The organism is Actinomycetospora rhizophila (assembly GCF_042657905.1).
GTDB lineage: Bacteria > Actinomycetota > Actinomycetes > Mycobacteriales > Pseudonocardiaceae > Actinomycetospora > Actinomycetospora rhizophila.
This window is the reverse complement of record NZ_JBHSKG010000017.1, coordinates 71,088-86,705: the sequence shown is the minus strand read 5'-3', so window position 1 is coordinate 86,705 and position 15,618 is coordinate 71,088. Positions and strand designations below refer to the sequence as shown.

Annotated in this window: 12 protein-coding genes; 10 read left to right on the top strand and 2 right to left on the bottom strand. The window is 72.4% G+C overall.

Going from position 1 to position 15,618, the window contains the following annotated elements; genetic code table 11:
- Positions 1-121: 121 nt before the first annotated feature.
- The 4 genes from metH (at position 122) to hisG (ending at position 5,855) form a co-directional block, all read left to right on the top strand.
- On the top strand, positions 122-3,667 hold the full coding sequence (gene metH, locus ACFPK1_RS25625; RefSeq protein WP_378023782.1) for a methionine synthase: 3,546 nt from the start codon (positions 122-124) through the stop codon (positions 3,665-3,667).
- 96 nt (positions 3,668-3,763) lie between these two features.
- Positions 3,764-4,471 (top strand): HAD family hydrolase, encoded by a 708-nt coding sequence (locus ACFPK1_RS25620; protein WP_378023781.1) that lies wholly within the window; start codon positions 3,764-3,766, stop codon positions 4,469-4,471.
- Positions 4,472-4,663: 192 nt separating this feature from the next.
- Positions 4,664-4,927, top strand: coding sequence for a phosphoribosyl-ATP diphosphatase (locus tag ACFPK1_RS25615; RefSeq protein WP_378023780.1), 264 nt, complete (start codon positions 4,664-4,666; stop codon positions 4,925-4,927).
- Positions 4,928-4,961: 34 nt separating this feature from the next.
- Positions 4,962-5,855 (top strand): ATP phosphoribosyltransferase, encoded by an 894-nt coding sequence (hisG, locus tag ACFPK1_RS25610; protein ID WP_378023779.1) that lies wholly within the window; start codon positions 4,962-4,964, stop codon positions 5,853-5,855.
- 6 nt (positions 5,856-5,861) lie between these two features.
- Here the strand turns inward: hisG and ACFPK1_RS25605 are convergent, their stop codons facing one another.
- A complete protein-coding gene (locus ACFPK1_RS25605; RefSeq protein WP_378023778.1) occupies positions 5,862-6,659 on the bottom strand; it encodes a thioesterase family protein in 798 nt (265 codons plus the stop codon).
- A 65-nt stretch (positions 6,660-6,724) separates the two neighbouring features.
- Between ACFPK1_RS25605 and ACFPK1_RS25600 the strand changes: the two genes are divergently transcribed.
- Positions 6,725-7,753, top strand: a complete 1,029-nt coding sequence (locus ACFPK1_RS25600; protein ID WP_378023777.1) for a hypothetical protein — start codon at positions 6,725-6,727, stop codon at positions 7,751-7,753.
- A gap of 7 nt (positions 7,754-7,760) precedes the next feature.
- Here ACFPK1_RS25600 and ACFPK1_RS25595 read toward each other — a convergent pair whose 3' ends face one another.
- A complete protein-coding gene (locus ACFPK1_RS25595; RefSeq protein ID WP_378023776.1) occupies positions 7,761-8,603 on the bottom strand; it encodes a RecB family exonuclease in 843 nt (280 codons plus the stop codon).
- Positions 8,604-8,670: 67 nt separating this feature from the next.
- Between ACFPK1_RS25595 and ACFPK1_RS25590 the strand changes: the two genes are divergently transcribed.
- From ACFPK1_RS25590 to dop, 5 genes are all read left to right on the top strand, one after another.
- The gene (locus ACFPK1_RS25590; RefSeq protein ID WP_378023775.1) at positions 8,671-9,534 is read left to right on the top strand and encodes a tRNA (adenine-N1)-methyltransferase; all 864 of its coding nucleotides are present in this window, start codon (positions 8,671-8,673) and stop codon (positions 9,532-9,534) included.
- Between the two features lie 157 nt (positions 9,535-9,691).
- Complete coding sequence (gene arc / locus ACFPK1_RS25585; RefSeq protein WP_378023774.1) at positions 9,692-11,512, top strand: proteasome ATPase; 1,821 nt, start codon at positions 9,692-9,694, stop codon at positions 11,510-11,512.
- A 37-nt stretch (positions 11,513-11,549) separates the two neighbouring features.
- Positions 11,550-12,818, top strand: a complete 1,269-nt coding sequence (locus ACFPK1_RS25580; RefSeq protein ID WP_378023773.1) for an esterase/lipase family protein — start codon at positions 11,550-11,552, stop codon at positions 12,816-12,818.
- On the top strand, positions 12,815-14,038 hold the full coding sequence (locus ACFPK1_RS25575) for a multidrug effflux MFS transporter (protein WP_378023772.1): 1,224 nt from the start codon (positions 12,815-12,817) through the stop codon (positions 14,036-14,038). The genes ACFPK1_RS25580 and ACFPK1_RS25575 overlap by 4 nt, the downstream gene beginning before the upstream one ends.
- A 46-nt stretch (positions 14,039-14,084) precedes the next feature.
- On the top strand, positions 14,085-15,602 hold the full coding sequence (gene dop, locus ACFPK1_RS25570; RefSeq protein ID WP_378023771.1) for a depupylase/deamidase Dop: 1,518 nt from the start codon (positions 14,085-14,087) through the stop codon (positions 15,600-15,602).
- Positions 15,603-15,618: the final 16 nt, after the last annotated feature.

The following is a 15,618-nucleotide window of genomic DNA, read 5'->3' as shown; positions in this document are numbered from 1 at the left end:
TCCGGGGAGGGGACGGGCTCGTCGGGGCGGTCGTCGGGCACGGACACGCGGACAGCCTACGTCTCGTGACGAGGCTCGCAGTGCGCCTGGCACTGCTCCTCGATCACGTTACGATCGTTCGATGACTACTTCGAGTGAGTCTGCATTCCTGTCCGCTCTGCATTCCCGGGTCCTCATCGGCGATGGTGCCATGGGAACCGCGCTGCAGGATCAGGACCTCTCGCTCGACGATTTCGAGCAGCTCGAGGGCTGCAACGAGATCCTCAACGTCTCGCGCCCCGACGCCGTGCTCGCCGTGCACCAGGGCCACCTCGAGGCCGGCGCCGACGTCATCGAGACGAACACGTTCGGCACGAACTGGCCGAACCTGAACGAGTACGACATCCCGGACCGCATCCGCGAGCTCGCCCTCGAGGGCACGAAGATCGCGCGCCAGGCCGCCGACGAGTACTCCACCCCCGACCGCCCGCGGTTCGTGTTCGGCTCCAACGGCCCCGGCACCAAGCTGCCCACCCTCGGGCACGCGCCGTTCGCCCAGCTGCGCGACGCCTACATCGAGTCGGTGCTCGGCCAGCTCGAGGGCGGCGCCGACGCGATCCTCGTCGAGACCTGCCAGGACCTCCTGCAGTCCAAGGCCGCGATCCTCGGGGCCTACCGCGCGATGGACCAGTACGGCAAGCGCGTCCCGGTCATCTGCCACGTCACCGTCGAGCTCACCGGCACGATGCTGGTCGGTTCCGAGATCACGGCGGCGCTCACCGCGCTCGAGCCCCTGGGCATCGACGGCATCGGCCTGAACTGCGCCACCGGCCCGGCCGAGATGAGCGAGCACCTGCGCGCCCTGAGCCGCCAGAGCCGCATCCCGGTCAGCGTCATGCCCAACGCCGGCCTGCCCGAGCTCGGCCCGAACGGCCCCGAGTACCCGCTGTCCCCGGACGAGCTCGCCGACTACTGCGCCTCCTTCATCACCGACTACGGGCTCCAGCTCGTCGGCGGCTGCTGCGGCACCACGAACGACCACGTGCGCGCGCTCGCCGAGAAGTGCAAGGACCTCACGCCCACCGAGCGTGACCCGCAGCCCGAGCCGGGCATCTCGTCGATGTACCACTCCGTGCCGTTCCGGCAGGAGACCGGCCTGCTCATGATCGGTGAGCGCTCCAACGCCAACGGCTCGAAGGCGTTCCGCGAGTCGATGGTCGAGGACGACTACGAGAAGTGCGTGGAGATCGCCAAGGCGCAGACCCGCGAGGGCGCGCACTGGATGGACCTCTGCATCGACTACGTCGGGCGCGACGGCGTCGCCGACATGGACCGCCTCGCCCACGACGTCTCGACGGCCTCGACGCTGCCGGTGGTGCTCGACTCCACCGAGCCCGAGGTGCTCGAGGCCGGCCTGGAGCAGCTCGGCGGGCGCTCGGCGATCAACTCGGTGAACTACGAGGACGGCGACGGGCCGGACTCGCGGTTCCAGAAGATCATGCGGCTGGTGCACGAGCACGGCGCCGCGGTCGTCGGCCTGTGCATCGACGAGGAGGGCCAGGCCCGCACCGCGGAGTGGAAGACCCGCGTGGCCTTCCGCCTCATCGAGGACCTCACCGAGAACTGGGGCATGCGGGTCGAGGACATCATCATCGACTGCCTGACCTTCCCGATCTCCACCGGCCAGGAGGAGGTCCGCCGCGACGGCATCGAGACGATCAACGCGATCAAGCAGCTCAAGGAGAAGTACCCGCAGGTCCAGACCACGCTGGGGCTCTCGAACATCTCGTTCGGCCTCAACCCGGCGGCGCGCCAGGTGCTGAACTCGGTGTTCCTCAACGAGTGCACCGAGGCCGGGCTCGACACCGCGATCCTCAACGCCAGCAAGATCCTGCCGTTCTCGCAGATCGACGAGGAGCAGCGCGAGGCCGCGCTCGACCTGGTCTACGACCGCCGCGAGAAGCACGACCCGCTGCAGCACTTCATGAACCTCTTCGAGGGCGTGTCGGCGCAGTCGGCCAAGGACGAGCGCGCGGAGAAGCTCGCCGCGATGCCGCTCTTCGAGCGCCTCGCGCAGCGGATCATCGACGGCGACCGCAACGGCCTCGAGGAGGACCTCGACGCCGGCATGCAGGAGAAGGACCCGCTCGAGATCATCAACACCGACCTGCTCGGTGGCATGAAGGTCGTCGGCGACCTCTTCGGCGCCGGCAAGATGCAGCTGCCGTTCGTGCTGGCCTCGGCCGAGGTCATGAAGGCCGCCGTGGCGCACCTCGAGCCGCACATGGAGGCGACCGACAACTCCGGCAAGGGCAAGATCCTGCTGGCGACGGTCAAGGGCGACGTCCACGACATCGGCAAGAACCTCGTCGACATCATCCTGTCGAACAACGGCTACGACGTGGTGAACATCGGCATCAAGCAGCCGATCAACGCGATCCTCGAGGCCGCCGAGGAGAACAAGGTCGACGCGATCGGCATGTCCGGGCTGCTGGTGAAGTCCACCGTGGTCATGAAGGACAACCTGCAGGAGATGAACGACCGCGGGGTGGCCGACCAGTACCCGGTGCTGCTCGGCGGCGCGGCGCTCACCCGCTCGTACGTCGAGAACGACCTCGGCGACATCTACCAGGGCGACGTCCGGTACGCGAAGGACGCGTTCGAGGGCCTCAAGCTCATGGACTCGGTCATGACGGGCGAGGGCCCGTCGGACGAGGAGAAGGAGAAGATGGCCGAGCGCAAGGAGCGCCGCGAGCGCTCCGAGCGCATCAAGGCCAAGCGCGAGGCCGAGTCCGGCGGCGAGCCCGACGCGTTCGACCCCGACGCCATCTCCGACGTCGCGCGGCGCATCGAGGTCCCGACCCCGCCGTTCTGGGGCACGCGGGTCGTGCGCGGCCTGCGCCTGCAGGACTTCTCGGCGCTGCTCGACGAGCGCGCCACCTTCTTCGGGCAGTGGGGCCTGCGCGGCCAGAAGGGCGACGAGGGCCCCTCGTACGACGAGCTCGTCGAGACCGAGGGCCGGCCGCGGCTGCGCTACTGGCTCGACCGGCTGCAGTCCGAGGGCATCACCAACCACGCCGCGCTGGTCACCGGCTATTTCCCGGTGATCTCCGAGGGCCAGGAGGTCGTCGTCCTCGACGAGGCCAAGCCGGACGCCGGCGAGCTGCACCGCTTCGCGTTCCCGCGCCAGAAGCGCGACCGGCGCCTGTGCCTCGCGGACTTCTTCCGCACCCGTGACGAGGCCCGCGAGCTCGGCGGCGTCGACGTCATGCCGATGAACCTGGTGACGATGGGACAGCCCATCGCCGACTTCGCCAACAAGCTCTTCGCGGACAACTCCTACCGCGACTACCTCGAGGTCCACGGCCTCGGCGTGCAGCTCACCGAGGCGCTCGCCGAGTACTGGCACCGGCGGGTGCGCGAGGAGCTGACGTTCGCCGACGGCTCGACGATGGCCGACCAGGACCCCGCCGACGTCCACGAGTACTTCAAGCTCGGCTACCGCGGCGCCCGCTTCTCGCTGGGCTACGGCGCGTGCCCGAACGTCGAGGACCGCGTGAAGATCGTGGACCTGCTCGACCCGAGCCGCATCGGCGTCGAGCTCTCCGAGGAGGACCAGCTGCACCCCGAGCAGTCCACGGACGCGCTCGTCGTGCACCACCCGGAGGCCAAGTACTTCAATGCTTAGCCTCGCGGCAAGCCGGTTCCACCCCTCACGCTCCTTCGTCGCGTGACGTGTCGACGTGCGGCGCCGCGTCCAGCTGATCACCTCGAGGAGCTGCCGGTGGAGTTGGAAGCCGTCCTGTGGGACATGGACGGCACGCTGGTCGACTCCGAGCGGCTGTGGGACGTGTCCCTGGCCGATCTCGCCGCCCACCTGGGCGGCACGCTGTCGGCGGCGACCCGCGAGGACCTCGTGGGCTCGTCGCTGCGGCGCTCGGTGTCGACGGTGCGTGCCGAGGTCGGGCTCGACCCCGCGGACGAGGCGGCGGTGCACGCCGACGGGCGCTGGTTGCTCGAGCGCACCAAGGTCCTGTTCGCCGACGACCTCCCATGGCGCCCCGGTGCCCGGGAGGCACTGGCGGCGGTCCGGGACGCGGGGCTGGCGACGGCGCTGGTCACCAGCACCTACCGCGAGCTGACCGACGTCGCGCTCGACACCATCGGGCGCGGGTTCTTCGACGTCACGGTGTGCGGCGACGAGGTGCCGGCGACCAAGCCCGACCCGGCGCCCTACCGGCGGGCCGCCGAGCTGCTCGGCGTCGACGTCACGGCGTGCGTGGCGGTCGAGGACTCGCCGACCGGGACGCGCTCGGCCGTCGCGGCCGGGGCCACCGTCCTCGTGGTGCCCTCCGAGGTGGCCGTCCCGCCGGGGGAGCGTCGCGTGCTGCGCGAGGGCCTCGTCGGGCTGACCGTGGACGAGCTCCGCATGGTGCTGCTGGGCGACGCCGCCGCGCGCGACGACCACCGGACGCGGGCCGACGCGCACTGAGCGCGGGGCACCCGTCGGCGGAACGGGGGATGCCGGACCCACCCGTGGGCGAGTCCTCCCGCCCGACCGTCCGTTCGGCGCGTCCGGGAGCCCGGAGGGCGCACCGGGAGCAGGTCGGGCGAGGGGAGCCGGGACAGTGGGGACATCCCGTGGTGTGCGACCAGTTCCGGCCCCGTGCGACGATGGCTCGACGTGAAGACGTTCGACGAGCTCTTCGAGGAGCTGACCGTCAAGACCCGGGACCGGCCCGAGGGGTCGGGGACCGTGGCCGCTCTGGATGCCGGGGTCCACGCCCAGGGCAAGAAGGTGCTCGAGGAGGCCGGCGAGGTGTGGATCGCGGCCGAGTACGAGACCGACGACAAGCTGGCCGAGGAGATCTCCCAGCTGCTCTACCGCGTCCAGGTCATCATGCTCGGACGCGGCCTGTCCCTCGACGAGGTCTACAAGCACCTGTAGTCGACACCCGCGGGTGTCAGGAGGAGAAGGACCCATGCTCCGCGTCGCCGTTCCCAACAAGGGATCCCTGGCCGAGGAGGCGTCGACGATGCTGCGCGACGCCGGCTACCGGCAACGGGCGGACAGCCGCGATCTGAGCCTGCACGACGAGGCGAACGCGGTCACGTTCTTCTACCTGCGCCCGAAGGACATCGCGACCTACGTCTCCGAGGGCCAGCTGCACCTCGGGATCACCGGCCACGACCTCACCGAGGAGTCCAGCGCCTCGGTGAACCAGCTGCTCCAGCTCGGCTTCGGGCACTCGAAGTTCCGCTACGCCGCGCCGCTGCGCAACGAGTGGAGCATCCAGGACCTGGCCGGCAAGCGGATCGCCACGTCCTACCCCCGGCTGGTGCGGGCGAACCTCGCGCAGCAGCGGATCGCGGCCAAGGACGTCATCCGCCTCGACGGCGCGGTCGAGATCTCGATCGAGCTCGGGGTGGCCGACGCCATCGCCGACGTCGTGAGCTCCGGGCGCACCCTGGCCCAGCACGGCCTGGTGACCCTGGGCGAGCCGATCACCGAGTCCCAGGCGGTGATCATCGACCGGAACGCCAAGTTCGACCAGGCGCCGGACGCCCCCGACACCCAGCGCGAGAAGTCCCGGTTCGTCGAGCGGCTGCGCGGCGTGGTCTACGCCCGCCGTTACGTGATGCTCGACTACGACTGCCCGGTCGGCCTGCTCGACCGCGCCGTCGAGCTGACGCCGGGCATCGAGTCGCCGACCGTCGCGCCGCTGTCGAACGAGAAGTTCGTCGCGGTCCGCTCGATGGTCGAGCGCAAGCGCGTCAACGACACGATGGACGAGCTCGCCGACCTCGGCGCCACCGGCATCGTCACCTCGTCGCTGCAGTCCTGCCGCGCCATCGGCCAGCCGAACGGACACTGAGCTCCGTCAGCGGGGCCGCACCGTCAGCGCCTGCGCGGCCCGCCCCACCGGGCCGTGCTCGTCGTGCAGCACCGCGAACGCCGTGCCCAGCCCCTCCGGGCCGATGACGCTGTCGGCATCGAGCCCGACCCACGCCCCGCGCGGGGCGCGGTGCACGTGCAGGGTCAGGTCGGTGTTGACGAAGAGCCAGTCGTTGAGGTCCAGGCGAGCCGCGGCGCCGTTGGTGGAGTCCGCGACCGCGGCGAGGCACTGCCACGGGGTCGGCTCCTCGCCCTCGACCACCGGCACCCGCAGGCGCCCCCACGCCCGCCCGGGGCCGGACTCGCCGAGGTGCCCGGAGAGCCAGCGCCAGTCCACCGCGTCGAGGTAGCCGGGCAGCCAGCCCCGCGGGGTGGGGATCATGGAGCCCTCCTCGGGCCCCGGCATCGGCGGGCCCGCGTCGGTGGCGGCCGCGCCCGTGTCGGTGACGGCGAGCCGCCACCCCGTCGCCCGCGCCACCGCCCGGCCCGCCGCGGCCAGCTCCGCGACCACGAGCTCGATCGTGCGCCCGGGCCGCTCGACCCACGCGCGGACCGTCAGCTCGCCCAGGGGCACCCGGCCCAGCACCTCGACGGTCACCCGCGAGAGCAGCACCTCGTCCCGCGGCGCGCACCGCTCCAGCGCCCGCACCAGCAGCGCGCTCGGCGGGCCCATGTGCTGGGCGTCGGGGAACCAGGGGCCGGCGGTCGAGCCGGTCGCGAGGACCCGCTGGGGGTCGTCCTGCGACAGGAAGCGGAAGAACGGCTCGGTGACGGACGCAGTCATACCTCTCCTGGGGCGGGGCGGGGTAGGCCGAGCGGGCGCGACGGTCCCGGCTAGGGTCGGGGCCGATGACGGGATCGAGGCTCCGGGTCCTGCTGGCGGTGCTGATCGCGGCGATCACCGTCACGGGCGTGGTGGTCGCGACGCGGTCCCCGACCGCCGCGGCACCCGAACCCTATCGAGGACCCTCGCGCGATCTGCGCGCTCATCCCTTCGCGTGGGACTCCATCTGGAACCTGCCGCTGGCGGGCTCGGCGCAGTACGCGCGGTTCGACACGCGGGCGCGGGACGTCTACCTCGACATCGAGAACATCAGCGTCGACCCGGCCGCGCCGGTCCGCGACCTCGACTCGGACAACGGCTCGCCCCGGGTGCGCGTCGACCCGCGCCTGTCCGCCGACGGGTCGTACAACAACTGCTCGACGTTCCTCGCCGACACCCCGGACGCCGAGACCGTCGTGGCCGGCCAGCCCCTCAAGCTCGACCCCGGGGGCACGCCGTCGTGGAACTACACCTACCCGCCGGTCCCGCTGCGCGGCGACGGCGTGCTGGGCTGCCACGGCGGGTCGAACCTCTCCGGGATCGGCGGCACCATCCGCGTCGGCGAGATGTCCGGGCCCGACCCGCTCCGGCACGCACTCAAGATCAACCTCAACTGCCAGCTGAGCTGCAGCACGGCCCTCGACGGCTTCCGCTGGCCGGCCATGAAGGCCGACGCCGCGTGGCGGGACCAGTACCGGGGCGCCGACCCGAACGTCAACATGGGCACGCTGCTCGCCCTCGCGCCCGACACCGACCTGAGCTGGATCACCGAGAAGGACACCCGCAAGATCGCCGAGGCGCTGCGCGACTACGGCGCCTACGTCGTCGACGAGACCGGCGGCGAGGACACCAACGCCCTCAACGCGCAGGCCGGGGCGGAGCCGGAGATCCCGAACATCGACTCGCGGCAGATGGTGCGGCTGTTCACCTCGCTGTCGGTCGTGACCAACAGCGCCCGCGAGACCCCCGGCGGCGGCCCGCTCGGCTCCCCGCGCCGGGTGGCGTGCGCGCTGCCGTTCCCCGACGGCACGGGCGGGGCGCCGCCGGGCTGCTGAGCGGCGGTCAGCCCGTCCCGCCCGCCCGCGGGTGGGGGAGCGGCGGTGCCACGGCACCGTCGGACCGGCCGGGCCAGCCGGGGTAGGGCGGGGGCGTGCCGTCCCAGGCGGGGCAGTGCGGCTTGAAGGCGCAGAAGGCGCATCCGGGGCCGGGGTTCGGGCGGAAGTCGCCGGTGGGCGCCGCGCGCAGGATCGCCGCCCACACCGCGCGGAGCACGCCCGCGAACCGCTCGAGCTCGTCGGCCCGGGGGCGCAGCGTGAGGCTCGTGGTGTCGGCGAGGTGCAGCAGCCGCAGCGTCGGGACCACCCCGCGGCTGCGGGCCAGCAGCAGCGCGTAGAAGCGCACCCCGAACATCATCGGCCCCTCGGCCCGCAGCGACGGCGAGCGCCCGCTCTTGTAGTCGACGACGGTGAGCCCGCCGGGGCCGGTGTCGAGGCGGTCGAGGTGGCCGCGCAGGGGGGTGCCGTCGTCCAGCTCGGCGTCGACCCGCAGCTCGCGGGCCTCCGACACCACGTCCTGCGGGTCCTCGAGCGCGAAGTAGCGGGCGAGCAGCGCGTCGACGCCGGGCTCCTCGCCCAGCAGCGCGCGCTCGTCGGGGGCCAGCTCGGCGAGGACGTCCTGCGCGAGCGCCCGCGCCGCGTCCGGCCGGCGGGCCCCGGGCTCCAGGTCGTGGAGGCGCTCGAGCACGGCGTGCACCACCGTGCCCCGCAGCGCGGCCGGCGACGGCGTCTCGGGCAGGCGGTCGACCGTGCGGAAGCGGTAGAGCAGCGCGCAGCGGCGGAAGTCGACGGCCCGGGACGGCGACAGCGCGGGGGCGCGCGGCGTCTCGACCTCCACCTCCGTGCTCATGGCGCCGAGGTTAGGTCAGCGCCCCGACAGGACCTGTCCTCGACACCGGTCCCTAGGGTGGACCGTCGTGCAGAGCGAGGAACTCGAGGAAGAGCGCGGGCCCGTCCGCAGCGGCCCGTTCCGCCCGGGCGACCGGGTGCAGCTCACCGACCCCAAGGGCCGGCACTTCAGCCTCGTGCTCGAGCGCGGGCAGAGCTACCACACGCACCGGGGCGCGATCGACCACGACAAGCTCATCGGCGCCCCCGAGGGCAGCGTCGTGCACTCCGCGGCCAACACCCCCTACCTCGCGCTGCGCCCCCTGCTGCCCGACTACGTGCTGGCGATGCCGCGCGGCGCGCAGGTGATCTACCCGAAGGACGCCGCGCAGATCCTCATGTGGGGCGACGTGTTCCCGGGCGCGCGGGTGCTCGAGGCCGGCGCCGGCTCGGGGGCGCTGACGTGCAGCCTGCTGCGTGCCGTCGGCCCCACCGGGCACGTGCGCTCCTACGAGATCCGCGCCGACCACGCCGAGCACGCCGTGGCGAACGTCGAGCGCTTCTACGGCGAGCGCCCGGGCAACTGGGACCTGCGGGTGGGCGACCTCGCCGACCACGACCCCGGGGAGACCGCCGACCGGATCGTGCTCGACATGCTCGCCCCCTGGGAGGTGCTGCCCGTCGTGCGCGACACGCTGGTGCCCGGCGGCGTGCTGGTGGGCTACGTGGCGACGACGACCCAGCTCTCGACGCTGACCGAGGCCCTGCGCGAGCAGGCGTGCTGGACCGAGCCGCAGGCCTGGGAGACGATGGTCCGCCCCTGGCACGCGGTCGGGCTCGCGGTGCGCCCGGAGCACCGCATGATCGCCCACACCGCGTTCCTGCTGACCGCTCGACGCCTCGCCGACGGCGTGACGCCGCCGCGGGTGCAGCGCCGGCCCAGCCGGGGCTGACCCAGCGTGAGCGCCGGTCGTGCTCGGTGCTGGAGGAATCACCCTCGGTGACGCCACGCAAGAGGTCTGCGTGAGAAGTCCGTCACCGGGACGCTACTCCACGGACACCTCGATTCGCGGGTACGGTTTGCGGCACGGAGTAGCGGAGGAGGGCGCCGTGACGAACGACGACGACCCCAGGGGCCGATCCGACAGGGCAGACAGCGGTCGGGACCGCGGCGAACGACACGACCGTGGCTCGGCGGACATGGCAGCACAGGTGCGCTTCCTCGAGGACGAGGTCGCGCTGTTGCGTCGCAAGTTGACCGAATCCCCTCGGCACGCGCGCATCCTCGAACAGCGTCTCGGCGAGGCACAGCAGCGCGTGTCGCAGCTGTCCGAGCGGAACGACAAGCTGACCGACACCCTCAAGGAGGCGCGCGCCCAGCTCGTCGCGCTCCGCGAGGAGGTCGACCGGCTCGCGCAGCCGCCGTCCAGCTACGGCGTGTTCCTCGAGTCGTTCGAGGACTCCACGGTCGACGTCTTCACCTCCGGGCGCCGGATGCGGGTGGCCGTGTCGCCGGCGGTCGAGGTCGCCGAGCTGACCCGCGGCCAGACCCTGCGGCTCAACGAGGCGCTCACCGTCGTCGAGGCCGGCACCTACGAGCGGGTGGGCGAGGTCGTGGCCCTGCGCGAGGTCCTCACCGACGAGGACGGCACGCGCAACCGCGCGCTGATCATCGGCAACGCCGACGAGGAGCGGGTGATCCACCTCGCGGACTCGCTGCTGCTCGGCGACGCGCCCGAGCTGAAGCCCGGCGACTCGCTGATGGTCGACACCCGCGTCGGCTACGCCTACGAGAAGGTGCCGAAGGCCGAGGTCGAGGAGCTCGTCCTCGAGGAGGTCCCCGACGTCGCCTACACCGACATCGGCGGGCTCACGCGCCAGATCGACTCCATCCGCGACGCGGTGGAGCTGCCGTTCCTGCACGCCGACCTGTTCCGGACCTACCAGCTGCGCCCGCCCAAGGGCGTGCTGCTCTACGGCCCGCCCGGGTGCGGCAAGACGCTCATCGCGAAGGCCGTGGCCAACTCGCTGGCGAAGAAGGTCGCCGAGACCCGTGGTGAGGACAGCCGCGACGTCAAGGCGCACTTCCTCAACATCAAGGGCCCGGAGCTGCTCAACAAGTTCGTCGGCGAGACCGAGCGGCACATCCGGATGATCTTCCAGCGGGCCCGCGAGAAGGCGTCCGAGGGCACCCCGGTGATCGTGTTCTTCGACGAGATGGACTCGATCTTCCGCACCCGTGGGTCCGGCGTGTCGAGCGACGTCGAGACGACGATCGTCCCCCAGCTCCTGAGCGAGATCGACGGTGTGGAGGGGCTCGAGAACGTCATCGTCATCGGCGCCTCCAACCGCGAGGACATGATCGACCCCGCGATCCTGCGGCCGGGCCGGCTCGACGTGAAGATCAAGATCGAGCGTCCGGACGCCGAGGCGGCGCAGGACATCTTCTCGAAGTACCTCATCGACGGCCTGCCGCTGCACGAGGACGACCTCGCCGAGTTCGGCGACAACCGCGCCGCGTGCCTCGACGGCATGATCGAGCGGGTCGTCGAGCGGATGTACGCCGAGACCGACGACAACCGGTTCCTCGAGGTCACCTACGCCAACGGGGACAAGGAGGTCCTGTACTTCAAGGACTTCAACTCCGGCGCGGTCATCGAGAACATCGTCGGGCGGGCGAAGAAGTCGGCCATCAAGTCCCAGCTGGAGAGCTCCCAGCCGGGCCTGCGGGTCCAGCACCTGCTGGACGCGGTGGTCGACGAGTTCGCCGAGTCCGAGGACCTGCCCAACACCACCAACCCCGACGACTGGGCCCGGATCTCGGGCAAGAAGGGCGAGCGGATCGTCTACATCCGCACGCTCGTCACCGGCAAGGGCGCGACGCAGGGCAAGGAGATCGACACCGCGTCGAACACCGGTCAGTACCTGTGACCGGCCGGTACCTGTGACTGCGGGTACCGTGTAGGCCATGAACGACAGCGCACACCGGCCGTCCCGCCCGGACCGCAACGAGGTCCGCGGGGCGGCCGGTGTCGCGTCGGAGGCCGTCGACATCGTGTCCCGCCCGGTCCAGGGCACCCACGAGGCGATCGCCGGCACGGTGTTCGGCGCGCTGCGCCGCGTCGGGCTCGGCCCCGCGTCGAAGCCGGTGCAGGTGGTGCACGACGGCATCACGACCGGCGTCTACGCCGCCGTGCGCGGCATCTCGGGTCTCGCGGGGCGCGGCGTCGGCGCGGCGGCCGCGCTCGCCCGTCCCGGCGAGTGGCGCCCCATCACGGGCACGCCGACCGGCGCGGTGCTCACCGGCGCGGTCAACGGCCTGGTCGGCGACCACATGGTGGCCCTCGACAACGACCTCGCGGTCCCGATGGCGCTCTACACGTCCACGCTCGAGGACGAGCACGGCGAGCTGCCCGCCGACCCCGAGGCCCTGCGCGCGGTCGTCGCCGACCACCCCGAGCGCGATCTGACCCGCCTCGTGCTGTTCGTCCACGGCCTGGGCGAGACCGAGCACGCCTGGCGGCTCTACGGCGAGGCCAGCGCGGGGGAGGGGTACGCCGAGCGCGTGGCGTCGGCCACCGGCGCGACGCCCCTGCTGCTGCGCTACAACAGCGGGCAGCGCATCGCCGACAACGGCACCGCGCTCTCGCTGCTGCTCACCGACCTGTTCGCGCGCTGGCCCGAGACGGTGCGCCGCCTCGACCTCGTGGGGCACTCGATGGGCGGGCTGGTGCTGCGCCACGCGTGCCACCACGCCGTGCAGACCGGCCAGCCGTGGGTCGGCGCCGTGCGCCGGATGGTCTACCTCGGCTCGCCGCACCGCGGGGCGCCGCTGGCCCACCGCGTCGACCAGCTCGCCACGCAGCTCTCCCGGTGGTCGCGCTCGCTCGCGACACGAAGCGGAGCGGAGCTGGCGCCCGGGATGAGGACGTGGGGCGAGTTCCTCGACCGCCGCTCGGCCGGCATCCGCGACCTCGTCGCCGGCGTGTCCGACACCGAGGTCCCGCTGCTCGCGCACGCGTCGCACCACGCGGTCGCCGCGTGCGTCACGAGCTCGGCGCACTCGCCGCTGGCCAACGCCCTGGGCGACCTGCTCGTGCCCGTCGACTCGGCCGGCGGCTCGGTCACCGATGTCGAACCGTTGACGTCGTCACACCACTTCCACCTGCTGAACGACCCGGACGTGCACGACCATCTGATGCGATGGCTGAGCGTGGAGGACGATCCGAGCAGGTGACCACGACGAGGCGCTCGCACCGCGCCCGTCTCGTCGTGCTCGGCGCGCTCACCGCCGCCGCGCCCCTGTCGCTCGACACCTACCTGCCCGCCCTGCCGGCGCTGTCCGCCGACCTCGCGACCTCGCCGTCGGTCACCCAGCTCTCGCTCACCGCGTGCCTCGTCGGGCTCGCGCTCGGCCAGCTGGTCGCCGGGCCGCTGTCGGACGTCCTGGGCCGGCGCCGGCCGATGCTGCTCGGGGCGGCCGGGTTCGCGGTCGCGTCGGTGCTGTGCGCCGTGGCGCCGACCATCGAGGTGCTCATCGCGCTGCGCCTGGCCCAGGGGCTGCTCGGCGCGGTGGGGATCGTCGTCGCGCGGGCGGTGGTGCGCGACACCAGCGACAGGACGACCTCGGCGCGGGCGTTCGCGACGCTCATGCTGGTGTCCGGCGTCGCCCCGATCGTCGCGCCGGTGCTCGGCGGGCAGCTGCTGCGGATCACGAGCTGGCGCGGGGTGTTCGTCGTGCTCGCGGTGTACGGGGCGCTCACCGGGCTGGCCGTGCTCGGGCTGGTGCGCGAGTCGCTGCCGCCGTCGCGCCGGCGGGTGGGCAGCGCCGCGGCCACCCTCGCGTCGTTCCGGGTGCTGCTGGGCGACCGGCGGGTCGTGGCGTGCGTGCTGACCGCCGGGCTGACGTTCTCGGCGATGTTCGCCTACATCTCCGGGTCGACGTTCGTGCTGCAGGACCTCTACGGCCTCTCGCCGCAGGCGTTCTCCGGGGTGTTCGCGGTCAACTCGGTGGCGATCGTGACGTCGGTGCAGGTCGCGGGGCGTCTCGCGGGCTCGGGGCGGGTCCGCCCCGAGCGCCTCATGGTGGTCGGGCTCGGGGTCGCGCTCGTCGGCACCGGCGGGCTGCTGGCCGCCTCGCTGCTCGACGCGGGCCTCGCGGGGCTGCTGGCCGGGCTCGTGCTCACCGTCGTCGGGGTGGGCTTCGTGCTGCCCTGCGCGACGACGCTCGCCCTCGCCGACCACCCCGAGCACGCCGGGAGCGCGTCGGCGCTGCTGGGGACCGCGCAGTTCCTCGTCGGCGCGGGCACCGCCCCGCTGGTCGGGCTCGCCGGGAGCCGCTCGGCCGTGCCGATGGCCGCCACCATGGCCGGCGCGGTCCTCCTCGGCGCCGTGGCGTTCGGCCTTCTGTGGCGTGGTGGCCGCGGGGAGACGAAGCGAAGCGAGAGCTCGACATGACCGCCCGGAGAGGGCCGAGGAGGCCGGGCGCAATTAGGGTCGGGGCATGACCGCGAGCCGCATCATGGGCACCGAGATCGAGTACGGCATCTCCGTCCCCGGCGACCCGGCCGCGAACCCGGTGATCACCTCGACGCAGATCGTGCTGGCCTACGCCGCGGCCGCCGACGTCCCGCGCGCCCGGCGCGCCCGCTGGGACTACGAGGTCGAGTCGCCGCTGCGCGACGCGCGCGGCTTCGACCTCGGGCCGAGCGCGGGCCCGCCGCCGGACGCGGGCGACCTCGACGACCTCGGCGCCGCCAACGTCATCCTCACCAACGGGGCGCGCCTCTACGTCGACCACGCGCACCCCGAGTTCTCCGCCCCCGAGGTGACCACGCCGCGCGACGCGGTGATCTGGGACAAGGCGGGCGAGCGGGTCATGGAGGACGCCGCCGAGCGCGCCGCCACCGTCCCGGGCACCCCGCGCATCCAGCTCTACAAGAACAACATCGACAACAAGGGCGCGAGCTACGGCTCCCACGAGAACTACCTCTGCGCCCGCCAGACCCCGTTCCCGACGATCATCACCGGGCTCACGCCGTTCTTCGCGTCGCGCCAGGTGGTCGTGGGCGCCGGCCGGGTGGGCCTCGGGCCGTCGGGCGACGAGCCGGGCTTCCAGCTCTCGCAGCGCGCGGACTACATCGAGGTCGAGGTCGGGCTGGAGACCACGCTCAAGCGCGGCATCATCAACACCCGCGACGAGCCCCACGCCGACGCCGACAAGTACCGGCGGCTGCACGTCATCATCGGCGACGCGACGCTCGCCGAGTACTCGACGTTCCTCAAGGTCGGCACCACCGCGCTCGTCCTCTCGATGATCGAGGCCGGCGTCCGGTTCGACGACCTGCGCCTGCTGGAGCCGGTGCGCTCGGTGCACCGCATCAGCCACGACCCGACGCTGAAGACCGTCGTCGACCTCTCCGACGGCCGCAAGATGACCGCGCTGGACATCCAGCGCGCCTACCTCGAGCGCGCCTGGGCGCACGAGGAGCAGTCGGGGGACGGCGAGATCGACCCGATGACCCGCGAGGTCCTCGAGGTCTGGCAGCAGGTGCTCGACGACCTCGGCACCGACCCGCTGCGCTGCGCGGACCGCCTCGACTGGGTCGCCAAGCTCAACCTGCTGCAGAACTACCAGCAGCGCGACAACCTGCCCTGGGACTCGCCGAAGCTGCACCTCATCGACCTGCAGTACGCCGACGTGCGCCAGGCCAAGGGCCTCTACAACCGTCTCGTGACCCGCGGCTCCATCAAGCGCCTGGTCACCGAGGAGGAGGTCCGCGCCGCGGTGACCCACCCGCCGGAGGACACCCGCGCCTACTTCCGCGGCCGGTGCCTCGAGCGCTACCCCGGCGAGGTGGCCGCCGCGTCCTGGGACTCGGTCATCTTCGACCTGGGGCGCGAGTCGCTGGTGCGCATCCCGACCCTCGAGCCCCTGCGCGGCACCCGCAAGCACGTCGGCGAGCTCATCGACAACTCGGCCGACGCGACGGCCCTGGTCGAAGCGCTCACGCGGGGCTAGTTCCCGGGCAGATGTC